The organism is Zobellia sp. B3R18 (assembly GCF_018860715.1).
GTDB lineage: Bacteria > Bacteroidota > Bacteroidia > Flavobacteriales > Flavobacteriaceae > Zobellia > Zobellia russellii.
In genome coordinates this window covers 1,050,323-1,066,379 of the sequence record NZ_JAHKQG010000011.1, presented here as the reverse complement: position 1 = coordinate 1,066,379, position 16,057 = coordinate 1,050,323, and the positions used below count along the sequence as shown (strand labels likewise).

The 16,057-nt window shown below is 37.9% G+C and carries 15 protein-coding genes; 12 read left to right on the top strand and 3 right to left on the bottom strand.

Going from position 1 to position 16,057, the window contains the following annotated elements; translation table 11 throughout:
* The first annotated feature begins 10 nt into the window (after positions 1–10).
* Positions 11–1,012 carry a DUF4837 family protein gene (locus KO513_RS11045; protein ID WP_215436730.1) on the top strand — a complete coding sequence of 334 codons (1,002 nt, stop codon included), beginning with the start codon at positions 11–13 and terminating at the stop codon, positions 1,010–1,012.
* Between the two features lie 91 nt (positions 1,013–1,103).
* On the opposite strand, the gene KO513_RS19825 is transcribed toward KO513_RS11045, so the two are convergent.
* The 3 genes from KO513_RS19825 to tatA all read right to left on the bottom strand — a co-directional run bounded on the left by KO513_RS19825 (position 1,104) and on the right by tatA (position 4,720).
* Positions 1,104–1,199: a hypothetical protein gene (locus KO513_RS19825; RefSeq protein ID WP_317195427.1), complete on the bottom strand. Its 96-nt coding sequence runs from the start codon at positions 1,197–1,199 to the stop codon at positions 1,104–1,106.
* Positions 1,200–1,586: 387 nt separating this feature from the next.
* The gene (locus KO513_RS11040) at positions 1,587–4,175 is read right to left on the bottom strand and encodes an OmpA family protein (protein ID WP_215913418.1); all 2,589 of its coding nucleotides are present in this window, start codon (positions 4,173–4,175) and stop codon (positions 1,587–1,589) included.
* Between the two features lie 362 nt (positions 4,176–4,537).
* The gene (gene tatA, locus KO513_RS11035) at positions 4,538–4,720 is read right to left on the bottom strand and encodes a twin-arginine translocase TatA/TatE family subunit (protein ID WP_038236782.1); all 183 of its coding nucleotides are present in this window, start codon (positions 4,718–4,720) and stop codon (positions 4,538–4,540) included.
* Positions 4,721–4,916: 196 nt separating this feature from the next.
* Between tatA and KO513_RS11030 the strand changes: the two genes are divergently transcribed.
* The 11 genes from KO513_RS11030 to KO513_RS10980 all read left to right on the top strand — a co-directional run bounded on the left by KO513_RS11030 (position 4,917) and on the right by KO513_RS10980 (position 16,046).
* On the top strand, positions 4,917–5,783 hold the full coding sequence (locus KO513_RS11030) for a M23 family metallopeptidase (RefSeq protein ID WP_215436725.1): 867 nt from the start codon (positions 4,917–4,919) through the stop codon (positions 5,781–5,783).
* Between the two features lie 43 nt (positions 5,784–5,826).
* Entirely contained in the window at positions 5,827–7,326 is a 1,500-nt protein-coding gene (locus KO513_RS11025) for a GH3 auxin-responsive promoter family protein (protein ID WP_215913417.1), read from the top strand.
* Positions 7,327–7,469: 143 nt separating this feature from the next.
* Entirely contained in the window at positions 7,470–9,155 is a 1,686-nt protein-coding gene (locus tag KO513_RS11020) for a DUF6909 family protein (RefSeq protein ID WP_252735764.1), read from the top strand.
* 4 nt (positions 9,156–9,159) lie between these two features.
* On the top strand, positions 9,160–10,164 hold the full coding sequence (locus KO513_RS11015; RefSeq protein WP_215913416.1) for a hypothetical protein: 1,005 nt from the start codon (positions 9,160–9,162) through the stop codon (positions 10,162–10,164).
* Positions 10,165–10,173: 9 nt separating this feature from the next.
* A complete protein-coding gene (rfbB, locus tag KO513_RS11010) occupies positions 10,174–11,196 on the top strand; it encodes a dTDP-glucose 4,6-dehydratase (protein ID WP_215913415.1) in 1,023 nt (340 codons plus the stop codon).
* A 3-nt stretch (positions 11,197–11,199) separates the two neighbouring features.
* Positions 11,200–12,054, top strand: coding sequence for a glucose-1-phosphate thymidylyltransferase RfbA (gene rfbA / locus KO513_RS11005; protein WP_215913414.1), 855 nt, complete (start codon positions 11,200–11,202; stop codon positions 12,052–12,054).
* Positions 12,055–12,072: 18 nt separating this feature from the next.
* Positions 12,073–12,618, top strand: coding sequence for a dTDP-4-dehydrorhamnose 3,5-epimerase (rfbC, locus tag KO513_RS11000; protein WP_215913413.1), 546 nt, complete (start codon positions 12,073–12,075; stop codon positions 12,616–12,618).
* On the top strand, positions 12,615–13,391 hold the full coding sequence (rfbD, locus tag KO513_RS10995; RefSeq protein ID WP_215913412.1) for a dTDP-4-dehydrorhamnose reductase: 777 nt from the start codon (positions 12,615–12,617) through the stop codon (positions 13,389–13,391). Before rfbC ends, rfbD begins: the two co-directional genes overlap by 4 nt.
* 18 nt (positions 13,392–13,409) lie before the next feature.
* Entirely contained in the window at positions 13,410–13,991 is a 582-nt protein-coding gene (locus KO513_RS10990) for an acyltransferase (RefSeq protein WP_215913411.1), read from the top strand.
* 15 nt (positions 13,992–14,006) lie between these two features.
* Positions 14,007–15,101 (top strand): DegT/DnrJ/EryC1/StrS family aminotransferase, encoded by a 1,095-nt coding sequence (locus KO513_RS10985; protein ID WP_215913410.1) that lies wholly within the window; start codon positions 14,007–14,009, stop codon positions 15,099–15,101.
* Positions 15,102–16,046, top strand: a complete 945-nt coding sequence (locus KO513_RS10980) for a Gfo/Idh/MocA family protein (RefSeq protein ID WP_215436698.1) — start codon at positions 15,102–15,104, stop codon at positions 16,044–16,046.
* Positions 16,047–16,057: the final 11 nt, after the last annotated feature.

Below are 16,057 nucleotides of genomic sequence, written 5' to 3'. Positions count from 1 at the left end.
CTATACCAAAATGAAACAAGCTGGAACACTATTTTTACTCTTTTCCCTAGCACTTTTATCCTGTAAAGATTCTAAGAACCAAAATTACCTTCCTAGTTCCGTAGGGGCCATAAACTCTATGGTGGTGGTTATTGATAACGAACTATGGAAAGGTAGTGTGGGCGATAGTATAAGAAGCCATTTTGCCGCTCCCGTTGTTGGAATGCCCATGGATGAGCCATTATTTACCATAGACCAAATTGCACCTAAGTTCTTTACGGGTTCCATTAGGAATACGCGGTCTATTCTTTATGTGGCCGAAGATTCTTTGAACCTGGCACATATTAAAAAGGATATGTATGCTACACCGCAGCGTGTGGGTGTCATTAAAGGAACTACCAAGCAGGAGGTTCTTGAAAACATAGATGCAAAGGCAGATGAAATTATTACGGCTTTTAAGGACATGGAGATCGAGGCTGCCCAAAACCGTTTTGAGCGGTCATTGAACAAAGAAACCGTATTACAGGATAAGTTTGGTATTACACTAAAAATACCGTCTATCTATAAAGTAGGGAAACAAGAGGATAACTTTGTGTGGATTGACCGTGAAATACAGAAGGGTACGGCCAATATTATCGTTTATGAGATGCCTGAGAGCAGCTTTAGTACCGATTCTACTCTGGTTAAGGATATAGTGGCTATGCGCGATTCTATGGGCGCCAAGTACATTCCCGGACCAGATGTTACTGGAAAAATTACCCACATGCGTACAGAACCTGCTTTTGCGCCTTATATATACCCCACAGAAATTGGCGGTTTAAAGGGAGTGGAAGTAAGAGGCCTTTGGGATATAAAAAACTACCCTATGGCCGGACCGTTCTTGACCTACATTTTGAACGATAAACAGAACAATAGAAAGTTGGTCTTAGAAGGCTTTGTATTTGCCCCTGCAACCGAAAAGCGAAACGATCTTTTTGAGTTAGAGGCAATTTTAAAAACGTTAGAGTTACAACCGGCCGGAACTGAGAAATAGAGTTCTTTGGCAAAAATCCATATTAAAAATGCCCATTTCAACCGAGATGGGCATTTTTAATTCTTAATTGTATTATTTGGTCAGGCGAATACTAAGGCCGTAGACACCCTGTTAATAAATGCGTACATACAAGTATCAATAAGGCAAAACAAAACCACGAAAAGGCCTTAAAATACTTTGTGAGCATTCTAAAAGTCAAGTCTCTAAAAGCCTCTACTTAAATTTCCTTAAAAAGTGATAATTTCCTGATACCATTAATTTTGAGATTGGGTACAAAGTTGGGGCATAGGAAGAGGCGACCCATATAAAATAAGTGAAGTGGTGATAAACAAAGGTGGCTTGTAGCCTTGTTTTAAATCATAGATAAATGACCTGTCTAATGGGCATACGACGCTTTTTGTCTTTCAATTTATTTTTATACCTACAAATGGAAATTTATTTTTCTTAGAATCATATTAGGTGTATTGGTAGTATTATGGAAGATTGTTAACGTTGGAACGGATTAGGGTAGGTTGTTAGGTACAAAAAAACCGCTGCCTTTTAAGGCAGCGGTTTGGTTTAGGATTTATGGTTTTTACATGTTTAGTATTATAAATTCCGATCTTCTGTTTAGCAGGTGGTCCGCTTCAGAACATGGTGATGATCCGTCACAATCATTAAGCAATCTGTTTTCGCCGTAACCAATTGCGCTTTCTATACGGCTGGCATCAATACCTTGAGATATAATATAGTCTCTTGTAGATTTAGCCCTCTTATCAGATAGGTATTCGTTATATACTTTGCTACCGCGTGAATCGGTATGTGATTCAATTTTAATGACCATAGTTGGGAATTCTTTCATTACACTAACCAATTTATCAAGTTCTTTGGCCGCATCCGGTCTTATGTAAGATTTGTCAAAGTTGAAGTAAATCATTTCCGTTTTGATTTTCTTAATACCATCTTCAACAGCGATCATTTCTTCAAGTCGCTTCATGGCGATATCAACTTTTACCGTATCATTTACTGTAGTTTCTACTAACCTTTCATTATCAACAAACTTGTTTTGAGTAGTCTTAAGAGTGTATTTTGTAGTGTCGTTCAAGTCTTCAAAAATAAAGCTCCCGTCATCTTCTGTTTCCATTTCCTTAAGCTTTATTCCATTCTCATCTAAAAGTTGTACTAAGGCCTGTGGCATTACCTCGCCTGTTACCATTTCAGTTACAAATCCGGCAATGGCATTATTGTTTTCAGGAACTTCTTCTATGATTAATCGTTTAAACGAATAAATATCATCGTCTCCTTTTCCACCTTCTCTGTTGGAAGCGAAGTATCCTTGTTGATTCTCTTCGTTTACGATATAAGAGAAATCATCTTTATTACTGTTTACTGGCTGACCAAGGTTTTTGATTTCTGCAAAACCCTCTTCGGCATCAAAAGCACTTTCATAAACATCTAGACCGCCAAGACCTGTAAACCCGTCGGAAGAAAAATATAGTTTAGTTCCGTTAAAGAACGGGAACATTTCTCGTTGCTCCGTATTAATAGTAGGACCCAAGTTTCTAGGTTCGGAGAAACTACCATCTTCTTGGACATCTACAACAAAAATATCTGTCTTACCTAAACTTCCGGGCATATCCGAAACAAAGTAAAGCTGTTTTCCATCAGGGCTTAAAGCTGGGTGTCCTGTAGAATAATTATCGCTGTTAAAAGAAACCTCTACGGCTTCGGTCCATTCCGTACCTACTTTTGTAGACTTGTAAATTTTTAGGTGGTTTACACCGTTATTATCTCGCTTAAGTTTTTTTCCGTAGTTGTTACGTGTAAAGTACATGGTACTGTTATCCGGAGAAAAGGTTACCGAAGCTTCATGATATTTAGTGTTTATTTTCTTAGAAAATTTTAGAGCGTTTTTGAGGTCATTGGACTCTTCGTTTATTTTGGCTACATATAAATCCAGATAAGGTTGATCATTCCATTTATACCTTCTGGTATTAAAAAAGGAAGAGTCTTTTGCGGAAGAGAAAACCACTTGGTTAGAATCTAAGAACATTGGAGAAAAATCTGAATATTCTGTATTTACCGCAAGATTCTTTATTTCAAAATCCTTTTTAGTATTGAGGATATTGTCCAACTCACTTTCGTTAGCTTTAAGATTTCCGGACAATTCTGTAGTAGGTTCATCCTTGATCTTTTTACTGTACAAACGCATAAGACGTTTTGATCGTGCATACTTGCCTGTACCTTTTAAGGAGTGTGCATATTTGAAAATATTTTCCGATGACATTTCTTTACCGTAGTTTTCGTACAGTACATTATACCACTGGTACGCTTTCTCCATATTGGTGTTAAAATAGTAGGCGTCCGCTGTTTTTTGAATTACTTCCCTAGACCGATTCTTGTCTCCTTTTTCTAAGGCTTGCTCATAGAGTTCTGCAGCTTCGGCATACCACATTTTGTCAAAATAGTGGTCTGCACGTTGTAGAAGTTTGGTCTTGCTTGTTGTTTCGGAAAGTGTAGAGGCCGGAGTTTCTACTTCAGAAATGTCCGTTGCTACGTCAGAGGAAAATGCAGGAACAGTAATTTCACTTTCTTGAACTGGCTCTGTTTTTTCTAGTTCTGAAAAATCGGAAGTTGCTGCTATGGTTTCAACTGGTGCAATGCTGTTTTCAATAGACGCCGCTTCTTCGTTTAAATCAACCTCGTCTCCTCCTATGGCAACACTATTCTCTATTTCTAATATCCACTTATCATTAGTATACGTATCATCTAGATTTGAAGCGCAAGCATCCACTGCTTCAAGACCAAATGGGTAATACGCCAAGTAAACATAATTAAGCTCGTTTTCTGGATTAAGAATGTATCCGGCAGAATCAAATCCCTTTTTATGAAGTTTTTTTAACGTTTTGTTCAATGTTTTACCATTGCTAAAAACGCCTGAAATAATATAATAGCCATTTTCTACACCGGTTAAACCACTGAATGTCCTGTGCGGAATTTCATTGCGATCAGCGGCTTCCTCAAAAGTTTCCGTTATTGAAAAGGTTTCTGAATCAACTGGGGAAAAGTTGATGTTTTCCGTTTCATTGGAAGTTACGATTTCTTCGGAATCAATATTTTCAAAGTCTTGGGCGTAAGAGCCATAAGACAATAGAAAAATAAAGACGGCTATTAGTTTTTTCATGATTTGGGATGTTTGAAAAAATCCGGGGATTTTAAAATTTGGCTAGTATTTTTAATAGAATTCTATTGTTATCAAGGCAGAACACAAAGGTGTTTTACCTTAATAGTATTCTTTTGATAACGCAAATTTCGGGTGAAGGTTTTGTGTACAACGTTTTTTGTTGTGAAATGCCCGTTTCATAAGGTGTAAGCCTTGTATAATGATGTTAGCAAGAAAAAGAAGGATGAGTGTAAGAAAATTAAAATCAAGGAGGTGTAGAATATCCTCGACCAACTAAAAATACCAATTGGTATTAGTTTAAATAACAAAAAACCCTTGATGCAAATCAAAGGTTTAGTATATATTAAAAATTGCGGGTAACGCTATTCTTTTTTCTCCTCTAGGGTTTCATCTTCTTTAGAAGCATCTTTAAATTCTTTTATGCCACTACCAAGTCCACGCATTAGTTCTGGAATCTTTTTTCCTCCAAATAATAAAAGAACTACTAAAACGACAATCCCTATTTGCCATGGCCCTATCGCTAAAAATATCTGTAAAGTTGTCATATTTTCGTTTTTAAAACAGATTCAAAGATACTAAAAAAGTAACTTGATTGCGCTTAAATGTAAAAGCAAGGAGATTATTTTAACAGATTTTGGCAGGTTTTCTTAAATGTGGCATTACCAATGCGCTGGTATATGCAAGAATCATTAATTTAGAACAACCGTATAAGAATCCGATTCCATCCTTTATATTTGCTCTATGGCCAAAAAAGTCAAAAAGAGAAAAGAGATTAAACGCAAACTACTGCATAAGTACCGTTTGGTTATTCTCAATGAATCTACATTTGAAGAGAAAATCTCGTTTAAATTAAGCCGTCTAAACGTTTTCGTTACCGGCTCTTTATGTATTATAGGCTTAATTGCCCTTACTACGCTATTAATTGCTTTTACGCCTTTACGTGAATATATACCGGGATATTCTAGCACCAAGCTTAAAAAACAGGCAACGGACCTGACCTATAAAACGGATTCGCTAGTTGCCTCGTTAAATAATACCAATAAGTATTTAGAAAGTATTCGCATGGTGCTTCGGGGAGACGTAGCTTCTCAGGAAATTAATTTGGATTCGCTGCGTGAGCAATTCAAGATAGATCCATCCAGTATAGATTTGACACCCATAAAGGAAGATTCGCTTCTTAGGGCCGAAGTTGCTTTAGAAGACAAATACAATCTTTTTGAACGTAGCGCAACTGCTGCGGAAATAGAGCTCTTTCCTCCGTTGAGCGGTGAAATATCAAACGATTATGACCCTGAGAAACGTCATTATGCGGTAGATGTTACTGCGCCCAAGGATACTCCTATAAAAGCCGTGGCCAACGGTACGGTTATTTTTGCTGAGTGGACGGCAGATACAGGTTATGTTATAATCCTTGAGCATAAAGACGGGTTGATAAGTGTGTATAAACACAATGGCTCGTTGAACAAAAAACAAGGAGAAGTGGTTAGGGCCGGCGAAGTAATTGCCTCGGTCGGGAATACTGGGGAACTTACGACAGGGCCTCATCTTCATTTTGAACTCTGGAGCAATGGTAACGCTGTTAACCCCTTAGACTACATTGACTTTTAAGGACAATACTTACCGTTCTTTATAACTGATATTTTATTTTTATATGTCCATAAAATCACTTGGAGCCAAGATATTTGCAAAACGCATTGCCAAGCAAACGGCAAAATGGCGGGACAATCCCATTGCTACCCAGGAGAAAGTATTTCGTCAATTAATAGAAAAGGCCAGTACTACCAAATTTGGTGTGGATCATGGGTTCGGAAAAATAGAATCGCATGAAGATTTTGTAAAGAACGTTCCTATTAGGGATTATGAAGCCCTTAAGCCTTATGTGGAAGAAGTAGTTGCCGGAAAACCGGATATTCTTTGGCCCGGTAAGCCGGTATATTTTGCTAAAACCTCGGGAACCACTTCTGGGGCAAAGTACATACCTATTACAGATACATCTATAAAGCATCAAGTAAACGCCTCTAGAAATGCGATTTTAAACTATATTGATGAAACTGGTAATGCAGATTTTGTAACCGGAAGAATGATTTTTTTACAGGGAAGCCCTGAGCTGACCGAGAAAAACGGAATTAAACTAGGTCGTCTTTCAGGTATATCTGCCCATTATGTTCCTAATTACTTGCAAAAAAACCGCCTGCCCAGTTGGGAAACTAATTGTATTGAAGATTGGGAAACCAAGGTAAATACGATAGTGGATGAGACCATGAACGAGGACATGACCGTTATAGCCGGCATACCTTCTTGGGTACAAATGTATTTTGAAAAACTGGAAAGCAAGTCGGGAAAAAGGGTAGGTGACTTGTTCAAAAATTTTCAGTTGTTTATCTATGGGGGAGTCAATTATGAACCCTACAGAGCAAAATTTGAAGGTTTAATAGGTAGAAAAGTTGATAGTATTGAACTGTTTCCCGCTAGTGAAGGTTTCTTTGCCTATCAGGATTCCCAGAAGGACAAGGGAATGCTTTTGTTGTTGAACTCGGGAATATTCTATGAATTTGTTAAGGCCGATGAGTTTTTTGAAGAGAACCCTAAACGTATTACAATTAAAGACGTTGAAATAGGGGTAAACTATGTCATGATCATTTCCACAGACGCCGGACTTTGGGCATACAACTTAGGAGATACCGTTCAGTTTATTTCGCTGAAGCCTTATAAAGTAATCGTTTCGGGACGCATCAAACATTTTATCTCTGCCTTTGGGGAACATGTAATTGCCAAAGAAGTAGAAGAAGCTATGCAGTTGGCTGTTAGTGAGACCAGCGCTAGCATAAATGAGTTTACCGTGGCGCCACAGATTACACCAAAGGATAATGAACTGCCTTATCATGAATGGCTGATCGAGTTCGAAAAGGAACCTGCGGATATGAAAAAATTTATAGAAATTCTGGATACTTCTTTACAAAAGCAGAATAGTTATTATTTTGATTTGATTGTTGGCAAGGTGCTTCAGACCCTGAAAATCACGAGTATAAAAGAAGGGGGCTTTAATGCCTATATGAAATCTATTGGCAAACTTGGTGGCCAAAACAAGGTACAGCGCTTAGCGAACGACCGCAAAGTTGCAGATGGGTTGTCCTCTTTTAAGAAGTATTGAGTACTGATTGGTTCGTTGGATTTATTTTATTGATTCTAGCATAAAATCGGGAAGCACGAGTCTGGGATAATTTAAATAAGGTAACTAAATTGCTATTCTTCCCGCACCAAAAAAATTATCGTAATTTTGATTGAAATTTGTTTATGGGAAATAATATGACCACAACACGGGCTCAAGAGTCTACAAATGCTATTGAGCGCTTATATATTACAATGAGGCACCTTTTTAACCGCGGGTTTTATAAACCTACCGGTGTATCAGGAGAAGCTTTAAAAAATGCATTACTTCAACTAAGGCCTGAAATTTATGGTTCTATTGCAGAGGAAAAGGCAGAACTGAGCGGGCTCATATATGTTTTGGAACGTTTGCCAAAAGGTATAGAACAGTGCCGTTTCATTAATTTAACCTCGGATGAGGGGTATGGAAAATCACATTTTGACCCCATTGTTCCTCCGAAACGTCGTAGAAACTGCTATCGGATAGACGATGAGCAAATGAATATTGAAATTACGCGGGGACGTTCTGATATCTATGATATTCTTACACATTTAACGTTCTTGTTTATTGAGTCCGAAAAAATTTGTAAGAGGGTTTTAATAGAGGACTCCAATAGAACTATTCGAGACTGGGTAAAATTAGAAGAAGCGGTCAAAAAAGAAGAGTTGACCCTTGCCGAAAGAGAGGTTGCCGTTATTCATACCGCCAATATTTTAGGACGTTCCTTTATTGAGATAATGGCCGTACATCAGCAATTTTCTACTGATGACCAACCGGACCGATTTTTAGAAATCGTTTATTGGTTAGGTAAACTCGCTATTGAAGAAGAGATTACGGGAGACAAAAGGGCCATTACCTTCAGTGCTTTGTTACGGGAGCGTTTGGGGCACCATATACATGGAGAGCGTTGGGCAGATACCATCAAAGAAGTGTTGAAGAAAAATGGACTTTTGAACCGCCCAATCCATATCATTAGCGCCAACATGCATAGTGTTATGAATTCTCTTTTTGCCAAGAATGCATTAACTAAAGAATTTTCCGGCAAGGAATCATTAAAGATATATGAGGCGTTAAGCTCTTCATTGAACGGGGAATTGCGTTCAAAAGTAACAAAGGTTGCGGCTAAAAACGGAATGATCGCCATTGATGATCTTTCGGGAACAAACATTGACGTACAATTATTTGATACGGCTAAAATGAGTTCTGATGCTTGTTGTTATGATTTGCAAAAAGATTTGGCAGATGATGAAAAGCCGGTCATTTTTGTTATGGATTATGCATTTGGCGAACAGGCCTATGAAACCATAGATGAATTGTTGAAACCGTATAAAGGTACCGGTGAAGAACTTGTGTTTTTAGATGTTGCGTCAATTTCTATAATGGGAAAAGCAGGTATTTTAGAAGGTGGCAAAGGTGATTTAATGATTCCGTCCGCACATATTTTTGAAGGCACTGCAGATAACTATCCGTTTAAGAACGAGTTATGTGCAGAAGACTTTAAAGGACATGGGCTGAAAGTATTTGAGGGAACTATGGTCACTGTATTGGGAACCTCGTTACAGAATAAGGATGTACTTAAATTTTTTCACCAATCTACCTGGAATGTTGTTGGTCTTGAAATGGAAGGTGTCCATTACCAGAAAGCGGTACAGTCGGCTTCCAAGATACGAAAGAGCGTACGAGAGGATATAAAGGTCAGATACGCGTATTATGCTTCTGATAACCCTTTGGAAACGGGTAGTACTTTGGCATCCGGAGGTTTGGGTACAACCGGGGTCAAACCTACGTATCTTATTACTGAAAAAATATTGGAACAAATTTTTAATTCATAAATTAATGTCAGACAAACCAAATAGCGCTTCTACCTCAGATGAGATTGACTTGGGGCAGTTGTTTAAAATGATTGCCAATGGGTTTAACCGAATAGGCATCGCTTTTTTACGTGTGTTCTTGTACCTTAAGAAAAATGCACTCATATTGATAGGTCTCATTGCGCTAGGTATAATCATTAGCTTTGTTTTAAGTTCTTTCATTAATAAAAAGTTGAAGACAGAAGCTATTGTAAGACCCAATTTTGACAGTACTGATTATGTGTACGATGTGGTTGATGAAATTCAGTCCAACATATCTAGTCAAGACACCGCCTTCTTTCAAAAAATAGGTCTTTCAGTAGAAGATTTAAAAGGATTTAAAATTCAGATTGAACCTATAGAAGATCCAGAAGAGACTAAGGAAGAGGCTGAACAGGAGTTAAGGTATTTGGAGCTGCTTCAAGATTTTAAAGAAGAAAGTTTTGTTGTTGATATTGTACGGTCTGAGCTAACCAAGAAAAGCATTATAGCACATCGTATAACATTTACGTATATCGATCCTGAAAAAGGGAATCAAATAGCCCAAAAATTGCTGGATTACATTAACGATAATTCATATTATGACAAAGTAAAAAGCACTTCTAGGGAAAACGCTCAACTACGAATAAATAAGAATACCGCACTTATTGCCCAAATAGACAATCTTATAGACAATTATACAAAAACATTGTTAAGAGACGATTCGCAAAAGGCGCAGGGTAGCGTTTACATGGAGAATGAAAGTGCACTTAATATTTCTAGTTTACTTACGCTTAAGAACCGTTTTTTAAAGGAAATAGAAGAAAAGAAGTCAGAACTTACAGAGCAAACCGAGATATTGAGTGTAATTAATATGGGTAAGACTCAGGTATATAAAAAACCTCTTTTTAACAATACGTTTGTCTTGATTCCTACAGTGCTGTTAGTACTATTTTTTATTATTTCTTTTATTCTATTCTTAAATAGAAAGGCCAAAGAATTACAATTGTAGAAAATTTCAATGTCCAGTAGAACTATTCTTATAACAGGTGGTGCAGGTTTTATTGGAAGCAATTTCATTCCGTTTTTTCTGGATGAGCATCAAGAAATTTCTGTGGTGAATCTAGATAAGCTCACCTATGCTGGAAATTTAAATCATCTAATTGAAGTTGAAAATAACAAACGGTACAAATTCATAAAGGGTGATATTTGTGATGCCAGTTTGGTAAGGTCTATTTTCAGTGAAAACCGAATTACGGATGTTATACATTTTGCGGCGGAATCTCACGTAGATAATTCTATTGCGGGCCCTGAGGCATTTATACAGACTAATGTTAACGGAACTTTTACGTTACTAGAAGCGGCGCGTAAAAGTTGGTTAGATGAGGGTAATGGAGCAAAAACTGGCTTTGAAACATCTCGTTTTCACCATATTTCTACCGATGAGGTATATGGTAGTTTAGGGGAATCTGGTTTTTTTGATGAAAATACGCCATACGCTCCCAATAGTCCGTATAGCGCCTCAAAAGCTTCATCTGATTTTTTGGTGAGAAGTTATTATCATACGTATGGACTTAACGTGGTAACGAGTAACTGCTCCAATAATTACGGGCCTAAGCAACATGATGAAAAATTGATTCCTACCATTATTCGAAAGGCATTGGCCGGAGAGGAAATCCCTATTTATGGAGATGGAAAGAATGTTAGGGACTGGCTGTATGTACAGGACCATTGTTCAGGAATAAATGACGTTTTCACCAATGGACGTGCAGGAGAAACTTATGTTATTGGGGGTAATAATGAGTATAATAATATTTCCATCGCCCAAAAAATATGTGGTATTTTAGATGACATTCTTCCCAAAAAGAACGGAAGTTTCACTAATCAAATAGCTTTTGTAAAAGATCGTTTGGGCCATGACTTCAGGTATGCCATTGATGCCACCAAAATCAAGACGGAACTTGGTTGGAAACCCCAATCGGATTTTGATTCTGGATTACGAGATACGGTTATGTGGTATATAAATAAATATCAAAAGGTTTAGCGTATGAAGGGTATCATTTTAGCAGGAGGGTCAGGAACGCGCTTACACCCACTTACATTGGCGGTTAGTAAGCAGCTTATGCCTATTTATGACAAGCCTATGATATATTACCCGTTGGCAACGCTTTTATCGGCAGGCATTCAAGAAATATTATTTATAACTACTCCGCAGGACATTGCTCTGTTTAAAAAATTATTGGGAGACGGAAGTCAATTGGGCTGTAGCTTTCGATATGCGATACAGGAAAATCCAAATGGACTGGCCGAAGCCTTTATTATTGGAGAAGATTTTATTGGAAAGGAAAAGGTAGCCCTTATTTTAGGAGATAATATTTTTTATGGCTCCGGTCTTGCAAAATTGCTTCAAGCGAACAATGACCCTGATGGAGGAATCATTTATGGCTATCATGTTCAGGATCCAAAGCGCTATGGAGTGGTGGAGTTTGATGAGGATGGAAAAGCAATTTCTATCGAAGAAAAACCGGATAACCCTAAATCTAACTATGCCGTTCCTGGAATTTATTTTTACGATAACCAAGTTGTAGAAATTGCCAAAAGTATTGAGCCCAGTCCAAGGGGAGAGCTGGAAATAACGGATATCAACAAAGTATATCTAAAGAATAAAAAATTAACCGTAAGTATTCTAGATCGTGGTACTGCTTGGTTGGATACAGGTACATTTAGCTCTCTAATGCAAGCCTCACAGTTTGTTGAGGTTATTGAAGAGCGCCAAGGGTTAAAGATAGGTTCAATTGAAGAAGTGGCCTATACCATGGGGTATATTTCACGGAAACAACTACATAAATTGGCCAACCCGCTAGTAAAAAGTGGTTATGGCAGCTATCTTTTAGAGTTATAATAGACGGAAAACTGGAGCATGAAAATAACGGAAACCAGCTTAAAAGGCTGTTTTATAATACAACCGAGACTGTTTGAAGATGAAAGGGGGTTCTTCTTTGAATCTTATCAGCAAAGGAAATTTGAGGAAGTTTTGGGTGAGCAAATTAACTTTGTTCAAGATAACATCTCCGTATCGAAAAAAGGCGTACTCAGAGGCCTTCACCTACAGACTGGAGTTTATGCCCAGGCCAAGCTGGTACAAGTTGTACATGGTGAAGTTACGGATGTTGTGGTGGATTTAAGAAAAGGTAGTCCAACTTTTGGACAGCATTTCAAGCTTAAATTATCTAGCAAAAATAGAACCGCCATTTTTATACCAAAAGGTATGGCTCATGGTTTCATAACTTTAAGTGAAGAAGCTACGTTTATGTATAAGTGTGACGCGTTTTATAATTCAGCTTCCGAACGTGGTATAATCTATAATGATGCAGATTTAGAGATTGATTGGCAATGCCCAGTGGATGCGCCCATTATTTCCGAAAAAGATAAACTACTTCCCACTTTTAAAGAATTTTTAAAATGAAATCCGTACTCGTTACCGGAGCCAGTGGGCAGTTGGGGCAGAGCATCAAAAAGATAGCTTCTGGCTATCCCCAGATAGATTCTACATTCTTTAATTCAACGGATTTAGATATTACAAATATAAAAGCTGTAGAAGAAAAGTTTTCAAATAGAGCGTTTGATTACTGTATAAATTGTGCTGCCTATACTAATGTAGAAAATTCGGAAAAAGAGCCTGAGAAGGCATTTAAAGTCAATTCTGAAGGTGTTAAGAATTTAGCGACAGTTTGTAAAGAACAGCGGACGGTCTTGATACATATTTCGACAGACTATGTTTTTGATGGAGAAAAGGGGACTCCTTACTTAGTTACCGATGCAACGAATCCGATAAATGTGTATGGAGCATCTAAACGAGAAGGAGAACAACATGTTCAAAATCTAATGAGCGCTTATTTCATTATAAGAACTTCTTGGCTTTATTCGGAATTTGGAAAAAATTTTTATAAAACCATTTTACAAAAGGCAAGAGAAGGTGCGGACCTTAGTGTGACAGATGATCAGATTGGTTGTCCAACACACGCTGGAAATTTGGCTAAATATGTGTTGGATTTAATTGCGGGTGAAAGTAAGCATTATGGAATCCATCACTTTACCGATGAAAAAAGTTTAAGTTGGTATGGTTTTGCAGAAGAAATATTACGCGAAAACAATCTGTTGGGAAAGGTTCGATTAGAGAAAGCGAAGAATTATCGTACTTTTGCTAGAAGGCCCGCATATAGCGTCTTGAAAAAATAACCGAATTAACTTTCCAATATGTCTACGGATACATTTTTTGCCCACGAAACAGCAGTTGTTGATCAGGGTTGTAACATAGGACCAGGTACTAAAATATGGCATTTTTCACATATTATGTCCGATTGTAAAATTGGAGAAAAATGCAATATTGGTCAAAATGTAGTAGTCTCCCCAGGAGTAGTATTAGGGAACAACGTAAAGGTCCAGAATAATGTTTCGATATACACTGGTGTTATCTGTGAGGATGATGTTTTTCTTGGTCCTTCCATGGTATTCACCAACGTTATAAACCCAAGAAGTGCCATTGTTCGTCGTGATAGTTACCAAGAAACACTGGTTCAGCAAGGAGCATCAATAGGTGCCAATGCAACCATAGTTTGTGGTAATCCATTGGGGAAATATTGCTTGATCGGAGCAGGTGCCGTGGTAACTAAAGCGGTACAGGATTACGCCCTTATTGTAGGCAACCCTGGTAGACAAATTGGATGGGTAAGCGAATACGGGCATCGTTTGGAATTTAACGAGCAAAATAGTGCCACTTGCCCAGAAAGTAATCAAATATATAAATTGGACGGACAAAAGGTTGTCCGTATAAAATAAAACCATCTACTATTTATGAAGATTGATTTTGCCAACCTAACCAAGGCCTATCAAGAACATAGTTCTGAATTTGAAAAAGCCGTTTTGGATGTTATGTCCTCTGCCCGTTACATTTTGGGAAAAGAAACGGATGAGCTTGAGGCATCTTTACAGGATTATGTGCAAACAGACTATGCTTTGGGGGTATCTTCAGGAACGGATGCCCTATTATTGGCTATGATGGCATTGGGCATTCGTGGGGGCGATGAGATTATCACAACCCCTTTCACTTTTATAGCTACTGCCGAAACTATAGCTTGCTTGGGTGCAAAACCGGTTTTTGTTGATATTGATGAAGAAACGTTTAATATGGATGCATCCCTTATTGAAGGTGCAATAACTGAAAAGACAAAGGCTATTATGCCTGTTTCGCTATATGGGCAAATGGCTAATTTGGATGAAATCAATGAGATAGCTTTCAGACATAATTTAGCTGTAATCGAAGATGCAGCACAGAGCTTCGGTGCCCTCTATAAAGGAAAACGAAGTTGCTCTGCAACAACCATTGGTTGTACCAGTTTTTTTCCAGCAAAACCATTGGGTTGTTTCGGGGATGGAGGAGCGGTCTTTACAAAAGACCAAGAGCTTTATGACAAGATGAAAGCCATGCGTGTTCATGGCCAGGTAAAACGCTATACACATAAGTATATTGGTATGGGTGGCCGATTGGATAATCTTCAAGCGGCTATACTCAACATAAAACTACGGCACTATGAAAAGGATATTGAGCGAAGACAAAATGTGGCTGAAATATACACAGAACAATTAAGTGCCCATGTTTCCACTCCTGTTGTAAAAGAAGATAGAACTTCGGTTTGGGCACAATATACCGTAAGAATTAAAAATAGAGAAGAGATTCAAATGCGGTTGAAAGGGGCAGGTATCCCTACCGCAGTGCATTACCCTATTCCTATGCACCTGCAAGAATGTTTTGCTTATTTGGGTCATACAAAAGGAGATTTTCCAATTAGTGAAATTTGCGCAGCGGAGGTAATGAGCCTTCCTATGAACCCATATTTGAGCAAGGACGAAATAGAATACATAACTTCAAATTTGATAAAAAACTTATAGATGAAAAACTTCGCATTAATTGGCGCGGCAGGTTACATAGCGCCTAGGCACATGAAAGCCATTAAGGATACCGGAAACAACTTACTCACCGCTTTTGATAAAGGCGATAGTGTAGGAGTCATTGATTCTTATTTTCCTGATGCAGATTTTTTCGTTGAATTTGAACGTTTTGATCGTCATATAGAAAAGCTCAAATATGAGAAAAACACCTATTTGGATTTTGTAAGTATCTGCTCTCCAAATTATTTACATGATGCCCATATTAGATTTGCGTTGCGCAGTGGTGCAGATGCCATTTGCGAAAAACCATTGGTTCTTAACCCATGGAATGTAGATAAGCTACAACATGTTGAGGAAAAGACGGGGAAGAAAATATATAACATTTTACAGTTGAGAGTGCACCCAAGTATTATTGCACTTAGGGAGAAAGTTAAAAATGCAAATAAGGATACAAAATTTGAAGTAGATCTGACCTACCTAACCTCTAGAGGTCATTGGTATCATACCTCTTGGAAAGGTGATAAGACAAAATCTGGAGGCATAGCCACTAATATAGGTGTCCATTTCTACGATATGCTTTCATGGATTTTTGGAGATGTACAAGAAAACATTGTACATATTCATGAAGAGGACCGTGCAGCTGGATATCTTGAGTTCGAAAATGCAAGAGTCAAATGGTTCCTTTCCATTAGCGCCAAATATTTGCCACAAGAAATAAGGGACAAAGGTCAAACAACATTTAGATCTATAACCATTAATGGAGAGGAATTAGAGTTTAGCGGTGGTTTTACGGATCTTCACACCATGGTTTATAAAGATATACTTGATGGTAAAGGTTACGGCGTTGATGCCGCCAGAACGGCTATAGAAATCGTTCATAATATTCGTAACTCAAAACCGGTTGGGTTAAAAGGCGATTATCATAAATTTTGTGAAGGGAACTAATTTTTTTAAAG